Here is a 15,819-nt window from a genome sequence, read left to right on the forward strand (position 1 = left end):
GTCTTCGTTTCGGTAAGGCAGCTTTTAGGCAAACTCCCCAGAACCCGCAAGAGCAAAAATTGCAAAAACATGACAACAATACAAAAGCACCAACACACAAAGGAAAAAGTTAACAAAAAAAAGCACAACAAACAAAAAATCAGCGCACAAAAAATGAGAACACAAAACCAAAATCACGAATCAATAAACGAAAATCTACGAATCCAGACAGGGAATCAGACCGAATTAACCCACGGGGAATCAAAACGACACGAGTCCGACGACCCGTTATCGCTCTCAATTTTCTTCGGGACGTTTACACTTCGTAAACCATTGCCCTCATAATGCTTAACAAAAGTTAACCAGGAGCAGAAGCAATGGTGGCACGTGCCTATACGGTCGCATTTGAGGGCATCGAAGCGCGAAGTGTCGAGGTACAATGCGCGCTCTCCCCGGGGCTGCCCCATTTCGGAATCGTCGGCCTGCCAGACAAAGCCGTCTCTGAGGCCCGCGAGCGGGTGCGTGCAGCCCTTTCCGCCATGTCCATCGCCCTGCCGTCCAAACGCATCACCGTAAACCTCTCGCCTGCTGATCTGCCCAAAGAGGGTTCCCACTTTGATCTGCCGATCGCACTAGCTTTATTGGCGGCACTGGAAATCATCCCGCGCGACGCAATCGAGAATACTGTCGCATTGGGGGAACTGTCGCTCGACGGCCAACTTGTTCCGGTCATCGGCACGCTGCCTGCCGCTATGGCGGCCGCCGAGGCCGATCGCAGCCTGCTTTGCGCGCGCGCCTCGGGGCCCGAAGCGGCCTGGGTTGAGGCGACACAGGTGCTCGGCGCTGCGACATTGGCAGAGGTAATCCGCCATTTCACCGGACAGTCGCCCATAACACCGGCCGAAGCAGGCGAAATTACCGCACAATCCCATCCCCGCGACCTTGCCGATGTAAAGGGACAAGAGCGGGCCAAACGCGCGCTGGAAATTGCGGCCGCGGGGCGGCATCATTTGCTGATGGTCGGCGCGCCCGGGTCTGGAAAGTCGATGCTGGCGGCGCGCTTGCCGGGTATATTGCCCCCCCTGTCCCCGATCGAGGCGCTGGAAACCTCGATGATCCATTCGCTTGCGGGGCTTTTGACGGGGGGCGGGATATCGCGACAACGCCCCTATTGCGAGCCACATCACACTGCCTCTATGGCCGCGATTGTTGGTGGCGGACGCGGGGCGAAGCCGGGGCAAATCAGCCTTGCCCATAATGGTGTGCTGTTCATGGATGAATTCCCCGAGTTTTCACGACAGGTTCTGGAAACTCTGCGCCAGCCGGTCGAGACAAGCGAGGTGGTGGTCGCCCGTGCCAACGCCCATATCCGCTATCCCTGCCGGTTTTTACTGGTTGCCGCTGCGAACCCTTGCAAATGCGGCTATCTGGCAGATCCCGAACGGGCCTGCGCCCGCGTGCCGGTTTGTGGCGAGGAATACATGGGCCGCGTGTCCGGTCCCTTGATGGACCGCTTCGATCTGCGGGTCGAGGTGCCGCCCGTCGCCTATTCCGACCTTGATCTACCGGCAGCAGGGGAAAGCTCTGCCGATGTCGCCGCGCGCGTGGCCGAGGCCCGCGCCCGGCAGAGCAGACGGTTTGCCCATACCAAGAACACCCGCGTCAACGCCGAGGCCGAGGGCGCGCTGCTCGATGAGATCGCCACCCCCGATGCAGATGGCAAGGCTTTGCTGTCACGCGTGGCCGAACGCTTCGGGCTGACTGCGCGCGGCTATCACCGGGTTTTGCGTGTCGCGCGCACCATCGCCGATCTGGATCATTCCGAAACGGTGCGCAGTCCGCATATCGCCGAGGCCGTCAGCTTTCGTCTGGCGGTTGGCACCAAACAGGGGTGAACGATTTACTTGCAATCGTCGCGCCAAAGGGTGTGATCTGACGGATTACCCCCGCTTTGCCTCAATCACATCCCAAAGCTTGGCGGCCGTATTGGTGCCGTCAAAACGCTCCAGCTCTTGAATACCGGTGGGGGAGGTAACGTTGATCTCGGTCAGCCAGTCCCCGATCACATCGATACCCACGAAAATCTGGCCATTGTCGCGCAAGGTCGGGCCAATGGCGGCGCAAATCGCAAGATCGCGGGGCGTCAGTTCCACCTTCTCGGCACGCCCGCCGACATGCATGTTGGACCGGGTCTCACCCGCCAAGGGCACGCGGTTGATCGCGCCAACGGGATCGCCGTTCACCAAAATCACGCGCTTGTCGCCCTTGGCCACCGCAGGCAGGAATTTCTGCGCGATCAACGGCTCACGGTTGATGCCTGTGAACAGCTCATGCAAGGAGGCCAGATTGCGGTCGTCCGGCCCAAGACGGAACACCCCTGCCCCGCCGTTTCCGTAAAGCGGCTTGAGGATGATATCCCCATGCTCGGCCTTGAAGGCCTTGATGGTTTCCAGATCCCGCGCGATCAGCGTGGGCGGCGTCAGATCGGGGAATTTCAGCACCAGCAGCTTTTCGGGGAAATTACGCACCCAAAAGGGGTCATTCACCACCAGCGTTTTCGGATGGATCATATCCAGCAAATGCGTCGTAGTAATATAGCCCATATCAAAGGGCGGGTCCTGACGCAGCCAGACCACATCGAAATCAGCCAGATCAACCTCAACCTCATCGCCGTAGCTGACATGGTTGCCCTGCTCACGGCGCAGCTCAATCGGAAATCCGCGCGCCACAACACGGCCCTCGCGGTAGGCCAGCTTGTCCGGCGTATAAAAGAATAAAGAGTGCCCGCGCGATTGCGCTTCAAAAGCAATCCGAAACGTGCTGTCGGCGTCAATATTCACGGATCCGATCGGATCCATCTGCAAAGCAACTTTCAAAGCCATGGCGCATCCTCTTAGCTGTTGCCCCTACTTGCCGCATGCAGCAAGGCTTCACAAGTTTTCTTCACCCGGCGAATGCGTTTTCCATAATTTCGACATAGCCATAGGAATCCACCAATGCGACATCGAAACGGCTTTCGGTGTCTTGCCCCGCAGGCTCCCCGGCCAGAAACTCGGCCGCAGCGGCATAGATCCGGCCCATCTGGCGCGGTGATAAACGTGCGGCGGCCTCGGCATGTGTCCGTGCTTTCTTGACCTCGACAAAGATCACCGCCGCACCGTCGCGCATAATCAGGTCGATCTCACCGGATTTGCCACGCCAGCGCGTTGCGGCCAAGGCCAGCCCCGCATCACGGTAATGGCGCTCTACCGCATCTTCGGCCGCAAGCCCCGCGTGATATGAGGTCAATCCGCTCATTCATCCTCCTCGGTCAGCCTCAGCGCCATCTGATACAGATCGCGCCGCGCCAGACCCATTTCCATCGCGACCTCGGCAGCCGCATCCTTGACCGACTTTTCTGCCAAGGCCAGCCGCAGCCGGTCCTCGACGAAAGCTTCATCGGGGGCCTCGGCAACGGCCCGTCCGACCAAAAGCACAATCTCGCCTTTTACCGCGCGGTCTTCAAATTCAGCCGCCAGGCTTCCCAATGTCCCGCGAGTGACCTCTTCGAATCGTTTCGTAAGTTCGCGGCAAACCGCAGCCTCGCGCGCCTCGCCCCAAGCATCTCGCAATTCCGATAAAATTCGATGAATACGTTTGGGCGATTCGTAAAAGACCAATGTCGCCGGAATGTCCTTCAACTCGGCCAGCACCCGCGCGCGCGCGCCGGCCTGTGCGGGCGCAAAACCGACGAACATGAAACGGTCGCTCGGCAGGCCCGAAACCGTCAGCGCTGCCAGCACGGCAGAGGCACCGGGCGCGGCCAAAACCGGCAGATCCTCGGCAATCGCGGCGCGCCCCAGCTGAAATCCGGGGTCGGCAACCAAGGGGGTTCCCGCCTCAGAGGCATAGGCCACCGACTTGCCTTCGGCCAATGCACGCAAGAGTTTCGGGCGCATCGCATCGCCATTATGGTCATGATAGGCAAAGACGTGCCGATCCCCCAAAGCCACGCCGTGGATCTCCATCAGGTGTTTGAGGGTGCGCGTATCCTCGGCGGCCAATACATCCGCCTTGGCCAGAATATCCAAGCCCCGCAGGGTGATATCGCGCGCGGCCCCGATGGGGGTCGACACAAAATACAACCCCGGCGCCAAAGGGCGGGGATCCGGCCGGAACGCCCCGATGCCCGCCTGTGCCGGCCTTGCGTCCATGCTGTCAGAATCCATTGCCCTACCCCCGTCAAAAGTTTACTTCATTCCTTGAACCGCATAGGGTTATCCCTTGTGCTGCACCACCGGAATGAGGGACCCGTATGTTGTCGTTTTTAAAAGCTGCCCGCAAGTCACTGACGCGCGCAAGCCTTGCCGCCGCCGCAATCGCCTTGGCGGCGTGCCAACCTGTTGGCGTTGGCGGGCCGGCAATTGATACTTCGGCCCCGGTGCCGGTGGCCTTGCTGGTGCCCAGCGGATCTGGCTCTGCGGGGGATGACGTTCTGGCAACCTCTTTGCAAAATGCAGCACGGCTGGCGATTGCCGACCTTGGCAACGTAAAGATCGATCTGCGCGTTTACAGCACCGGCGGCAAGCCGGCAGGCGCACAGACAGCAGCAATCAAGGCCGTTGATGAGGGTGCCAAGATTATCCTCGGGCCAGTATTCGCACAAAACGCCAATGCAGCAGGCGTTGCGGTGGCCGGGCGTGGGGTCAATGTATTGTCCTTCTCCAACAACACCGATATCGCGGGCGGCAATGTCTTTGTGCTTGGCCCGACCTTTGCCAATACCGCCAACCGGCTTGCCTCTTATTCCGTCGGTCAGGGCAAACGGAATATCCTGATCGTAAATGACCGCACGCCAGCGGGTGAGATTGGCCGTGTCGCGATCGAGCGCGGTGTTTCGCGCGCAGGCGGCTCTGTCGTGGCGCGCGTGGATTATGAATTCTCGCAAAACGGCATTGTCAGCGCAGCCCCCGAGATTGCCGCCCAAGTGCGCAGCACAGGGGCACAGGCCGTCTTTATGACCGCAGATACCGCAGGCGCGCTGCCATTGTTGACACAGATGCTGCGCGATAACCGTGTGGACCCTTCGGTTGCACAGTTTATCGGTCTGACCCGCTGGGATATTCCAGCAGCCACCATGTCCCTGCCCGGCGTTCAGGGCGGCTGGTTCGCAATGCCGGACCCCGCGCTTTATCAGCGGTATCAGTCGCGCTACATGTCGGCCTATGGCACCCCGCCACATCCGATTTCCGGCCTTGCCTATGACGGGATTGCCGCCATCGGCGCGCTGGTCAAAAGCGGGAACTCCGGCGCGTTGACAGCGCAAGCCCTGACGCAAAACTCCGGCTTTGTCGGCGTGAACGGCATCTTCCGCTTGCGCGGTGACGGCACCAATGAACGTGCCTTGGCCGTGGCCCAGATCAGCAACAACCAGCTGGCAATCATCGATGCCGCCCCCCGCAGCTTTGGCGGCGCGGGATATTAACCCGACCACCATTTGATCGGATCCTCTATGCAGCGCAACAAAGCGGCCCAAGCGATACCCGCCGGACCAAAGGTGGGTATCCCTTTTCCAAGCCTGCCGCACCTTACATATGATGAGCTCTTACTGCCACCAGAGGCGCTGCTGGACGAGGCGGCCCTTCTGGATCAGATCCAGCAAGAGATTGCGCAGACCAATGGGGCCAAAGGTCAGCAGGTGCGCGCAATCGTGGTCAAACACCTCGCCACTGCCCGCGCCGAGGCCGAGGCAAATCTGGAAGCCGCCTTTCGAGAACAGCCCGACAATGCCCGTGGGCTGATCCGGGCCCTTGCTTGGCTGACCGACCGCACGGTTTCCATCGCGCTGGAAATCGCGACCAATACCCTGCACCCCCTACCCAACCCCACCGAGGCAGAGCGTATCGCCCTTGTTGCCGTCGGTGGCTATGGCCGCGCCGAGATGGCCCCGCAGTCGGATGTCGATCTGCTGTTTCTGACCCCTTATAAGGTCACGGCCTGGGCGGAATCGATCATTGAATCCATGCTCTATATGCTGTGGGATCTGAAGCTGAAGGTTGGCCATGCCACCCGCACCGTCGATGATAGTATCCGCCTTGCCCGCGACGACATCACCATACGCACCGCCCTGCTGGAACGTCGCTTTCTGGCGGGCGATGAAACCCTTGCCCGCGACTTGCGTACCCGGCTGTGGTCCGAACTGTTCCGCGACACTGGCCCCGAATTTATCGAGGCCAAGCTGGACGAACGCTCTGATCGCCACAAACGGCAAGGCGGGCAGCGCTATGTACTGGAGCCGAACGTCAAAGAGGGCAAGGGCGGGCTGCGTGACCTGCAAACCCTCTACTGGATCGGCAAATACCTGCATGAGGTGCAATCGGCCTTTGGTCTGGTCGAGGCGGGGCTGCTGAGCCAGGATGAATATGACCTCTTTGCCACCGCCGAGAACTTCCTTTGGGATGTGCGTTGCCATTTGCATTACGTCACCCAGCGCCCTACCGACCGGCTGACCTTTGACCTGCAGGTCGAGGTCGCGGCGCGCGTGGGATATAAAGATACCCCCGGCCGCCGTGCGGTGGAATATTTCATGCAGGATTATTTCCGCCATGCCACCCGCGTTGGTGAGTTGACCCGCGTGTTCCTGACACAGCTGGAGGCACGGCACGTCAAATCCGCCCCGATGATGATCGGCCCGCAACGGCGGCGCAAAAAGCTGAAATACGGGTTTGAACTGCTGCAAGGACGCATCACCTTTGGCGCTGGCGATGATCTGGACGCCCATCCGCTCAATATTCTGCGGGTTTTTGAAGAGGCTCTGCGCACCGGCTATTTGATCCACCCCCTGACAATGCGCATCGTCTCGAACAATCTGGACAGGATCGATGATGAATTGCGCGCCAACCGCGAGACCAATCGCATCTTTCTGGATCTTTTGCTCAAACACGGCAACCCCGAGCGCGCACTGCGCAGGATGAACGAGCTTGACGTCCTCTCGGCTATCATTCCCGAATTTGAGCCGATCGTGGCAATGATGCAGTTCAACCTCTATCACCACTATACGGTGGACGAGCATACGATCCAGTGCATCTCCAACCTCGCACAGATCGAACGCGGAGAGTTGCAAGAAGAGCTGCCTGTTGCCTCTGGCATTCTCAAGGCCGGGGTCAATCGCAAGGTGCTTTATGTCGCCATGCTCTTGCATGATATCGGCAAGGGCCGCCCCGAGGACCACTCTATCCTCGGCGCGCAAATTGCTCGCAAGGTTTGCCCGCGCCTTGGCCTGAATGCCGAGGAATCGGAAACCGTGGAATGGCTGGTGCGCTATCATCTCTTGATGTCGGATGTGGCCCAAAAGCGCGACCTGTCAGAGCCACGCACCGTGCGCGACTTTGCCAAACTGGTGAAAACACGCAAGCGGCTGGACCTGCTTTGTGTGCTGACGGTCTGCGATATTCGCGGCGTGGGGCCGAACACATGGAACAACTGGAAAGCGATGCTGCTGCGCCAGCTTCACCGCGACACGACGACAGCGCTTGAGGGCGGGCTGGAATCGCTTAACCGTGAGAACCGCGCGGCGGCGGCCAAGAAGCAACTGCGCGAACGACTGCAAGGATGGGACCCAAAAGCGGTCAGGGCAGAGCTGGCGCGCCATTACCCCCCCTATTGGCAGGGGCTTTCAACCGATACCCAGGCTGTCTTTGCCAATATGTTGCGCGATATTACCCCCGACCAGATCCGCATCGACCTTCACCCCGATGCCGATCGCGACGCCACCCGCAGCGTTTTTGCGCTTGCCGATCATCCGGGCATTTTCTCGCGGCTTGCAGGGGCTTTGGCGCTGGTGGGGGCCAATGTGGTTGATGCGCGCACCTATACGTCCAAGGATGGTTGGGCCACTGCAGTGTTCTGGGTTCAGGATGGCACCGGCCACCCCTATGAGGCCGACCGACTGCCACGTTTGCGCTCAATGATCCATAAAACCCTAAAGGGTGAGGTTGTCCCCCGTGACGCGCTCAAGGTCCGGGACCGGATCAAGAAACGCGAACGCGAGTTCCGTTTTCCGACCCATATCACCTTCGATAATACCGGCTCCGAGATCTATACCATCGTCGAGGTCGACACCCGCGACCGCCCCGGCCTGCTGTATGATCTGACACGCACATTGGCGGCCAATAACATCTATATCGCCAGTGCCGTGATTGCGACTTTTGGCGCGCAGGTGGTCGACAGCTTTTACGTCAAGGATATGTTTGGCTTGAAACTCCACACAAAAGTCAAGCAAGAGGCGCTGGAACGAAAGCTGCGCCAGGCCATCAAGGATGGTGCCGAAAGGGCAAGTGAATGAAACCAATACGGCTGGTCAGTGGATTTCTGACCGTGGGGGGCTGGACACTGGCAAGCCGCTTTTTAGGGTTTGCCCGCGATGTGATGATTGCGGCCACACTTGGCACCGGCCCCGTGGCGCAGGCCTTTATCATTGCGTTTTCGCTGCCCAATATGTTTCGCCGTTTCTTTGCCGAGGGAGCTTTTAACACCGCCTTCGTCCCGATCTTTTCCAAAAAGCTGGAGTCGGGGGATGATCCGGTAGAATTCGCCCGCGATGCGGCGGCGGGGCTGGCCTCGATCCTGATCGTCTTTACGCTGGTCGCCCAGCTTGCCATGCCCGCCTTGGTGCTGGCGATGGCTTCGGGTTTTGCCGGAGATGAGCGGTTTGATTTGTCGGTCGATTATGGGCGGATTGCCTTTCCCTATATTCTGTTTATCTCATTGGCGGCGCTGTGTTCGGGCGTGCTGAATGCTGCGGGGCGTTTTGCGGCGGCCGCGGCGGCGCCAGTGTTGTTGAACGTCCTGTTTCTGGGCACGCTGATTATGGGGCCAAGGCTGGGCTGGGACGCGGGAACGGCGCTGGTCTGGACGGTGCCGGTTGCGGGGGCGGCGCAATTGGCGCTGGTCTGGATCGCGGCGCGGCGAGCCGGGATGACCATTTCCCCGCGCCTGCCCCGCCTGACACCGGATATGAAGCGGCTTGCCGCCATCGCCATTCCGGCCATGTTGGCGGGCGGCGTAGTCCAGATCAACCTTGTCGTCGGGCGGCAGGTTGCCAGCTATTACGACAATGCGGTGGCCTGGCTTTATAATGCCGATCGCTTGTATCAACTGCCTTTGGGGGTGGTTGCGATTGCGATTGGTGTGGTTTTGCTACCGGACCTGTCGCGCCGTTTGCGTGCGGGGGATGAGGTGGGCGGGCAGAGCAGCCTGAACCGCGCCACCGAATTTGCGCTGGCGCTGACGCTGCCCTCGGCGGTGGCCTTGATGGTGGTGCCGCTGCCGCTGGTTTCGGTTCTGTTCGAACGGGGACGTTTTGGCCCCGAAGACAGCGCCGCCACCGCGCTGGCCGTGGCGATCTATGGTGCGGGGCTGCCGGCATTTGTTCTGCAAAAAGTGCTGCAACCGCTGTATTTTGCACGCGAAGATACCAAGAGGCCGTTTTATTACGCTTTGGTGGCGATGGTGGTGAATGCGGGGTTGGCGATTGGTTTGGCACCTGTGATCGGGTTTTCGGCTGCGGCATTTTCTGCCACTGCTGCGGGTTGGGTAATGCTGTGGCAGCTGTGGCGCGGATCGCGCGACATGGGTCTTGCAGCCGCGACCGATGCCCGCCTGCGCCGCCGTGCGCCGCGCATCCTTGTGACCAGCCTTTTGATGGGGCTGTGTTTGCTAGGGATGGCGGAGCTTTTGGAGGTTGCGCTGCATACGCCGGGTTGGCGCTATGGGGCGCTGTTGGTGTTGATGGTAAGCGGCGTCATCAGCTATTTCGGACTGGGAGCCTTTATCGGGGCATTCGAGCTGTCAGATTTCACCGGAGCCATGCGCCGCAAGCGCGGCTAGGGGGAGGCTCCCGCCATTCGTTGGCGCTGACGCGCCGCCTCAAGGTTGGGCCCGGCGTTTTACATCCGATCCTGACGGACCGGATGTAAAACGCGCCCGCGCATAGCGTCAAACCAGATCCGCGACCACCTCTTGGCGTTGCTGACCCAGACCTTCGACGGAAAGTTCAACCACATCACCTGCGCGCAGATATTGCGGCGGTTTCATCCCCATACCCACACCGGGCGGGGTGCCGGTCGAGATGATGTCACCGGGATGCAACGTCATGAACTGGCTGAGGTAAGACACCACATGGGCGACCCCGTACACCATTGTTTTGGTTGATCCATCCTGCATCTTCTGACCGTTCACCGTCAGCCACATCTTGAGGTTTTGCGGATCGGACACCTCATCACGTGTCACAAGATAGGGGCCGATCTGCCCGAAATTATCGCAGGATTTCCCCTTGGTCCACTGGCCCGCGCGCTCTGTCTGAAAGCTGCGTTCAGATACGTCATTGGTCACGCAATAGCCCGCGACATAGCCCATCGCGTCCGCCTCGGGGACATATTTGCACCTGGTCCCGATAATCACCGCAAGCTCCACCTCCCAATCGGTTTTTGTGGAGCCGCGGGGGATGATAACCGGATCATTGGGGCCACAGATAGCACTGGTCGCTTTCATGAAGATCACCGGCTCGGGCGGGACAGCCATACCGCTTTCGGCTGCATGATCGGCATAGTTCAGCCCGATACAGATGAACTTCCCCGTACCGACAACACAGGCACCCAAACGTGTATCGGCACCCACCAGCGGAAGCGACATCGGGTCGATCTCTGCCAGTCTGGCAAGCGCCGCATCCGTCAGCGCATCTCCGCCGATATCACCGACATGGGCCGACAGATCGCGGATACTTCCGTCACCGGCCAAAAGCCCCGGCTTCTCTTGACCCTTTGGGCCATGGCGCAACAATTTCATCCGTTATTTCCTCTGGTTGGTCCCGCGTTGGCAAATCAGCCTTTTTTACCCTCAAGCGCCTCGATCCGCGCCAAAAGGGCTGCGTTTTCCTCACGCGCTTTCTGGGCCATCGTGCGCACGGCGTCGAATTCCTCACGCGTCACGAAATCACGGCTGGCCAACCAACGGTCGACCATGGAGTTCATGGCCGTTTCGGCCTCGGTCTTGGCGCCTTGAGCCACGCCCATCGCGTTGGTCATCAGTTGCGACATGTCGTCAAAAAACTTGTTGTTCTTTTGCATCAGGGCCTCCTTCATGGTGCCAGTGTCTGAAATTCCTATATGGCAACGCATCGCCTTCGGGGCAAGCAGATGTGGTGAATTGGTTGACATCAAGCCGCACGCGCCCGACAAGCATGGCCGCCGACCGCGCTCCAGAAGGATACCCAGATGCAGGGCTATATCGCCTTTCCCAATATCTCACCCGATTTGTTTTCGATCAGCATCGGCGGCATGACATTCGCGCTGCGCTGGTATGCGCTGGCCTATATCGCGGGCCTGATCATTGGCTGGCGGATCGTGCTGCGCGCGATTGCGGCCCCCGTTTGGGCACAGGATGCCCCCATGACGCCGGAGCAGGTCGAACGGCTGCTGACATGGGTGATCGCGGGGGTCATCCTGGGCGGGCGGCTGGGGTTTGTGCTGTTTTATCAGCCCGAATACTACCTGTCGCACCCGATGGAGATACTGAAGGTCTGGCAGGGCGGCATGTCGTTTCATGGCGGATTCTTGGGCGTCGCAATGGCCTCCTATCTGTTTTTCCGTGCAGAAAAGATCCCGCTTTCGCCCGCGGCCGACCTTTTGGCGCTGGCGGCCCCCACGGGGTTGCTCTTGGGCCGGATTGCCAATTTCATCAACGCCGAGCTTTGGGGCCGCGCAACCGATCTGCCTTGGGGCGTCGCCTTTCCGGGTGAGGCCGCGCAATATTGCCCCGAGGTCGCTGGCATCTGCGCGCGCCATCCCAGCCAGCTTTATGAGGCCGCGCTTGAAGGGCTGTTGCTGGGTGCGGTGCTGCTATGGCTGGCGTTCCGGCGCGGCTGGTTGAAGCGTCCGGGCCAAATCACGGGGCTGTTTCTGGCAGGTTACGGTGCGGCACGGTTTTTGGTGGAGTTTTTCCGCCAGCCCGACGCGCAATTCGTCACCGAGGGCAACCCCTTGGGCCTTGCCTTTCAAAGCGGCGGATACGGGCTGACCATGGGGCAGATGTTGTCACTGCCGATGATCCTTGCAGGGCTTTGGCTTTTGGGACGGGCGCGCCGTGAGCAAGCTTGAAGCCCTTCTGCTGACCCAAATCGCGGCAACCGGCCCCCTGACACTGGACCGCTTTATGGCCGAATGCCTGCTGCATCCCGAGCACGGCTATTACACCACCCGCGACCCTTTGGGACGGGCGGGCGATTTCATCACCAGCCCCGAGATCAGCCAGATGTTCGGGGAACTGTTGGGCCTTTGCATCGCACAGGCCTGGGTCGATCAAGGCGCCCCCACCCCTATCATACTGGCAGAGCTTGGCCCCGGTCGCGGCACCCTGATGGCCGATCTGCTTCGCGCGACGCGTATGGTGCCGGGGTTCCACGCCGCAGCCCGGATCCATCTGATAGAGGCCTCCCCCCCCTTGCGGGCCGCGCAAAACGCCGCCCTGAGTGGTCATGATGTGACATGGGCAGATGACATCCAATCCCTGCCCGATGATCTGCCCCTGTTCCTGATCGCCAATGAATTTTTTGACGCGCTGCCCATCCGCCAGTTCACCCGCCATATTCAGGGCTGGTGTGAAACCATCATCGGCGCGGTGGAGGGCAAGCTGACCTTGGGCCATGCCGCCCCCATCGATCTGCCCGACCTCCGTCACCGGCTAGAGGATACAAATCCCGGCGAGCTGGTGGAGCTGCGGCCCGAGGCAACCCCGATCATGGCGCGGCTCGGCAGCCAGATCGCCGCACAAGGCGGGGCGGCCCTGATCATCGACTATGGCAACTGGCGCTCCAAGGGGGATACGTTGCAGGCGATGCAGGCCCATGCCTTTGTCGACCCATTGGCCGCGCCCGGTTTGGCGGATATAACCGCCCATGTCGATTTTGAGGCACTGGCCGAGGCTGCAACCCCTGCGCAGGCCACGAAAATGACCGATCAGGGTGCGCTTTTGGCACGTTTGGGCATCGGGGCACGGGCCGAAAAATTGTCACACGGGCTAACGGGGCAAGCGCTGGAAAATCACCTTAGCGCCACACAGCGCTTGACCCGCGCCGAAGAAATGGGAAGTTTGTTTAAAGCGCTGGCCATCTATCCCCCCCATAGCCCGGCGCCACCGGGGTTTGACTGACATGCTGGAAATCATCACATCCGACGCGCTTACCACCGTTAAGCACGGTTTTTTTACCCGCAAGGGGGGGGCATCTTCGGGGATATTCCACGGGTTGAACTGCGGGCCGGGCAGTTCGGACCAATCGAATGTGGTGACGATCAACCGCGCACGCGTTGCCGAGGCGATGGGGATTGCGCCAATGATGCTGCAAACCCTTGATCAGGTGCATTCCGCCGATGTGGTAACCCTGACCGAGCCGGTCAGCCCGCCACCGCGTGCCGATGCCATGGTAACGGCCACACCCGGCATCGCTCTTGGTATTCTGACCGCCGATTGCCAGCCCGTGCTTTTTGCCGATGCCGGTGCAGGTGTGATCGGGGCAGCCCATGCGGGCTGGCGCGGCGGCAAGGACGGCGTGCTGGAGGCCACACTGACGGCGATGGAGGCATTGGGGGCCAGCCGCGAGAGCACCACAGCCATCATTGGCCCCTGCATTTCCCAGGCCGCCTATGAGGTCGGGCCGGAATTTGTGGAGAGCTTTATCGACGATGATCCCGAACATGCCCGCTTTTTCGCAGGTGGAGCGGGGGATCGCGCGATGTTCGACCTGCCAGCCTTTGGCCTTTGGCGTCTGCGCAATGCCGGGGTCGGCCATGCGGAATGGACCCGCCATTGCACCTATAACGACCCCGACCGCTTTTTCTCTTACCGCCGCGCCACCCACCAGAAAGAGGCCGACTATGGCCGATTGATCGCGACGATCCGGCTCTGATTGTCAGGCGTTGCGGTTCAGACGTGCCTCGAGCACCTCAAAGGGGACGCCCGGCTCATCCTTGGCGCCGCGAATGACCAGGCTTGTTTTCACACTGGCCACATTTACCGAAGTCAGCAGCTCTCCGGTCAGAAAGCTTTGAAAGGTCGACAGATCCGGTGCGACGCATTTCAGGATAAAGTCGATTTCACCGTTCAGCATGTGACATTCGCGCACCAAAGGCCAAGACTGACAACGCGCCTCAAAGGCCGAAAGATCGCTCTCGGCCTGGCTGTGCAGACGCAGCATTGCAAAAACCTGCACCTCAAACCCCATTTCGCGCGCGTCGATATCGGCGTGATAGCCTTTTATATATCCGCTTTCCTCCAGGGTCCGCACACGGCGCAGGCACGGCGGGGCGGAAATCCCCACACGTTTTGCCAGTTCAACATTGGTCATCCGCCCATCCGCCTGCAATTCCGCAAGAATTTGGCGGTCAATCGGATCCAGTTTAGAGCCGGCCATAGTCTTCGATCCACTTCAAGTTACTGCATATCGTGCCAGACCTTATGTTTTATACCTGCTTTGCGCAACATTCTTTCGCATTTGCGCAAGCTTTTATCACGCGACTTTTACAGGGGGTTTTCGACCGCGAAGCGAGGGCCTATATGGGGCGGGACACAAAGCACTTGGGGGCATCATGGCTGAAACACGTCACACCAAAATCCTGATCATCGGCTCCGGCCCTGCCGGCTATACTGCGGCTGTTTATGCCGCGCGCGCCATGACCAATCCCATTCTGGTTCAGGGCCTGCAACCCGGCGGCCAGCTGACCATCACCACCGAGGTCGAAAACTGGCCCGGCGACACCCATGTCCAAGGTCCCGACCTGATGGTGCGGATGGAAGAACATGCCAAGGCCATGGGCGCCGAGGTGATCTCCGACTATATCTCCAGCCTCGATCTGTCCAAGCGGCCCTTTACCGCACAGGCCGACAGCGGCACCACCTTTACCGCCGATGCCGTGATCCTTGCCACCGGCGCGCAGGCCAAATGGCTGGGCCTGCCGTCCGAAGAAAAATTCAAGGGCTTTGGCGTTTCGGCCTGTGCCACCTGCGACGGCTTCTTTTACCGTGGCAAAGAGGTCGTCGTTGTCGGCGGTGGCAATACCGCTGTCGAAGAGGCGCTGTTCCTGACCAATTTTGCCAGTAAAGTCACGCTGATCCACCGCCGCGACAGCCTGCGGGCCGAAAAGATCATGCAGGACCGTTTGTTCAAACACCCCAAGGTAGAGGTGCTTTGGGACCACGCGATCGACGAGGTGCTGGGGGATGAAAATCCATTGGGCGTAACGGGCGTGCGTGCCAAACATGTCGAGACGGGCGAGACCACCGACATCCCATGTGACGGTTTCTTTGTCGCCATCGGCCACGCCCCTGCATCTGAGCTGGTCGCAGAGCAACTGGAATTGCACAGCGGTAAATATGTAAAGGTAAAATCGGGCAGCACCCAAACATCGATTCCGGGTGTCTTTGCTGCGGGCGATCTGACGGATGATGTTTACCGTCAGGCTGTCACTTCGGCAGGCATGGGCTGTATGGCTGCGCTGGATGCCGAGCGTTTTCTGTCAGAACAAGAGTAATATCAGTCCAAGACCCCGCAACGCTGCGGGGTCTTGGACAGTGGCAATTCAATGCACGCTGACAGGCGCGAAATCATGTTCGCGCGCCAAGGCAAAGGCGAGCCCCTTATTGGCGACCAGCGCCAGACGCTCCCCATCCTCACGGTGCACCGAAAAGATCTGGGTCAACCCTTCGACCTGCTCACGCAGCTCGCTTGGCAGATCGGCAACCTCGACGGCGCGGACATAGACGGTACGATCCCCAGTGCCGGAAAGCTTATCAAAAGTCGTATTCATTTGC

Annotated in this window: 15 protein-coding genes; 8 read left to right on the plus strand and 7 right to left on the minus strand. The window is 60.0% G+C overall.

Annotated elements, in window-relative coordinates:
- Positions 1-356 precede the first annotated feature (356 nt).
- Positions 357-1,874, plus strand: a complete 1,518-nt coding sequence (locus tag AKU94_RS04900) for a YifB family Mg chelatase-like AAA ATPase (protein WP_050526215.1) — start codon at positions 357-359, stop codon at positions 1,872-1,874.
- A 45-nt stretch (positions 1,875-1,919) separates the two neighbouring features.
- On the opposite strand, the gene gshB is transcribed toward AKU94_RS04900, so the two are convergent.
- From gshB to rsmI, 3 genes are all read right to left on the minus strand, one after another.
- Positions 1,920-2,861, minus strand: coding sequence for a glutathione synthase (gshB, locus tag AKU94_RS04905; RefSeq protein WP_050526216.1), 942 nt, complete (start codon positions 2,859-2,861; stop codon positions 1,920-1,922).
- A gap of 61 nt (positions 2,862-2,922) precedes the next feature.
- Positions 2,923-3,276 (minus strand): YraN family protein, encoded by a 354-nt coding sequence (locus tag AKU94_RS04910; RefSeq protein ID WP_050526217.1) that lies wholly within the window; start codon positions 3,274-3,276, stop codon positions 2,923-2,925.
- Positions 3,273-4,172 (minus strand): 16S rRNA (cytidine(1402)-2'-O)-methyltransferase, encoded by a 900-nt coding sequence (gene rsmI, locus AKU94_RS04915; RefSeq protein WP_050526242.1) that lies wholly within the window; start codon positions 4,170-4,172, stop codon positions 3,273-3,275. The genes AKU94_RS04910 and rsmI overlap by 4 nt, the downstream gene beginning before the upstream one ends.
- 101 nt (positions 4,173-4,273) lie before the next feature.
- Between rsmI and AKU94_RS04920 the strand changes: the two genes are divergently transcribed.
- Genes AKU94_RS04920 through murJ form a run of 3 tightly spaced genes read left to right on the plus strand, consistent with a single transcriptional unit; the run spans position 4,274 to position 9,846 of the window.
- A complete protein-coding gene (locus tag AKU94_RS04920; RefSeq protein ID WP_050526218.1) occupies positions 4,274-5,443 on the plus strand; it encodes a penicillin-binding protein activator in 1,170 nt (389 codons plus the stop codon).
- A gap of 27 nt (positions 5,444-5,470) precedes the next feature.
- Positions 5,471-8,302 (plus strand): [protein-PII] uridylyltransferase, encoded by a 2,832-nt coding sequence (locus AKU94_RS04925; protein WP_083444942.1) that lies wholly within the window; start codon positions 5,471-5,473, stop codon positions 8,300-8,302.
- Positions 8,299-9,846 (plus strand): murein biosynthesis integral membrane protein MurJ, encoded by a 1,548-nt coding sequence (gene murJ, locus AKU94_RS04930; protein ID WP_050526219.1) that lies wholly within the window; start codon positions 8,299-8,301, stop codon positions 9,844-9,846. The genes AKU94_RS04925 and murJ overlap by 4 nt, the downstream gene beginning before the upstream one ends.
- A gap of 108 nt (positions 9,847-9,954) precedes the next feature.
- Here the strand turns inward: murJ and AKU94_RS04935 are convergent, their stop codons facing one another.
- Both AKU94_RS04935 and AKU94_RS04940 read right to left on the minus strand, forming a co-directional pair.
- Entirely contained in the window at positions 9,955-10,803 is an 849-nt protein-coding gene (locus AKU94_RS04935; protein ID WP_050526220.1) for a fumarylacetoacetate hydrolase family protein, read from the minus strand.
- 35 nt (positions 10,804-10,838) lie between these two features.
- Positions 10,839-11,084, minus strand: a complete 246-nt coding sequence (locus AKU94_RS04940; protein ID WP_050526244.1) for an accessory factor UbiK family protein — start codon at positions 11,082-11,084, stop codon at positions 10,839-10,841.
- A 147-nt stretch (positions 11,085-11,231) separates the two neighbouring features.
- On the opposite strand from AKU94_RS04940, the gene lgt reads away from it, so the two are divergent.
- Genes lgt through pgeF form a run of 3 tightly spaced genes read left to right on the plus strand, consistent with a single transcriptional unit; the run spans position 11,232 to position 13,918 of the window.
- Positions 11,232-12,113 (plus strand): prolipoprotein diacylglyceryl transferase, encoded by an 882-nt coding sequence (lgt, locus tag AKU94_RS04945; RefSeq protein WP_050526221.1) that lies wholly within the window; start codon positions 11,232-11,234, stop codon positions 12,111-12,113.
- Positions 12,100-13,164, plus strand: a complete 1,065-nt coding sequence (locus AKU94_RS04950) for a class I SAM-dependent methyltransferase (RefSeq protein WP_050526222.1) — start codon at positions 12,100-12,102, stop codon at positions 13,162-13,164. Before lgt ends, AKU94_RS04950 begins: the two co-directional genes overlap by 14 nt.
- 1 nt (position 13,165) lies before the next feature.
- Entirely contained in the window at positions 13,166-13,918 is a 753-nt protein-coding gene (gene pgeF, locus AKU94_RS04955; RefSeq protein ID WP_050526223.1) for a peptidoglycan editing factor PgeF, read from the plus strand.
- A 3-nt stretch (positions 13,919-13,921) separates the two neighbouring features.
- Here the strand turns inward: pgeF and AKU94_RS04960 are convergent, their stop codons facing one another.
- On the minus strand, positions 13,922-14,422 hold the full coding sequence (locus AKU94_RS04960; protein ID WP_050526224.1) for an Lrp/AsnC family transcriptional regulator: 501 nt from the start codon (positions 14,420-14,422) through the stop codon (positions 13,922-13,924).
- Positions 14,423-14,597: 175 nt separating this feature from the next.
- Between AKU94_RS04960 and trxB the strand changes: the two genes are divergently transcribed.
- Positions 14,598-15,539: a thioredoxin-disulfide reductase gene (trxB, locus tag AKU94_RS04965; RefSeq protein ID WP_050526225.1), complete on the plus strand. Its 942-nt coding sequence runs from the start codon at positions 14,598-14,600 to the stop codon at positions 15,537-15,539.
- A gap of 48 nt (positions 15,540-15,587) precedes the next feature.
- Here the strand turns inward: trxB and AKU94_RS04970 are convergent, their stop codons facing one another.
- The gene (locus tag AKU94_RS04970; RefSeq protein WP_050526245.1) at positions 15,588-15,815 is read right to left on the minus strand and encodes a DUF1150 family protein; all 228 of its coding nucleotides are present in this window, start codon (positions 15,813-15,815) and stop codon (positions 15,588-15,590) included.
- Positions 15,816-15,819 lie beyond the last annotated feature (4 nt).

Origin of the sequence: Pseudorhodobacter aquimaris, from assembly GCF_001202025.1 — a bacterium.
GTDB classification, from domain to species: Bacteria; Pseudomonadota; Alphaproteobacteria; order Rhodobacterales; family Rhodobacteraceae; genus Pseudorhodobacter; species Pseudorhodobacter aquimaris.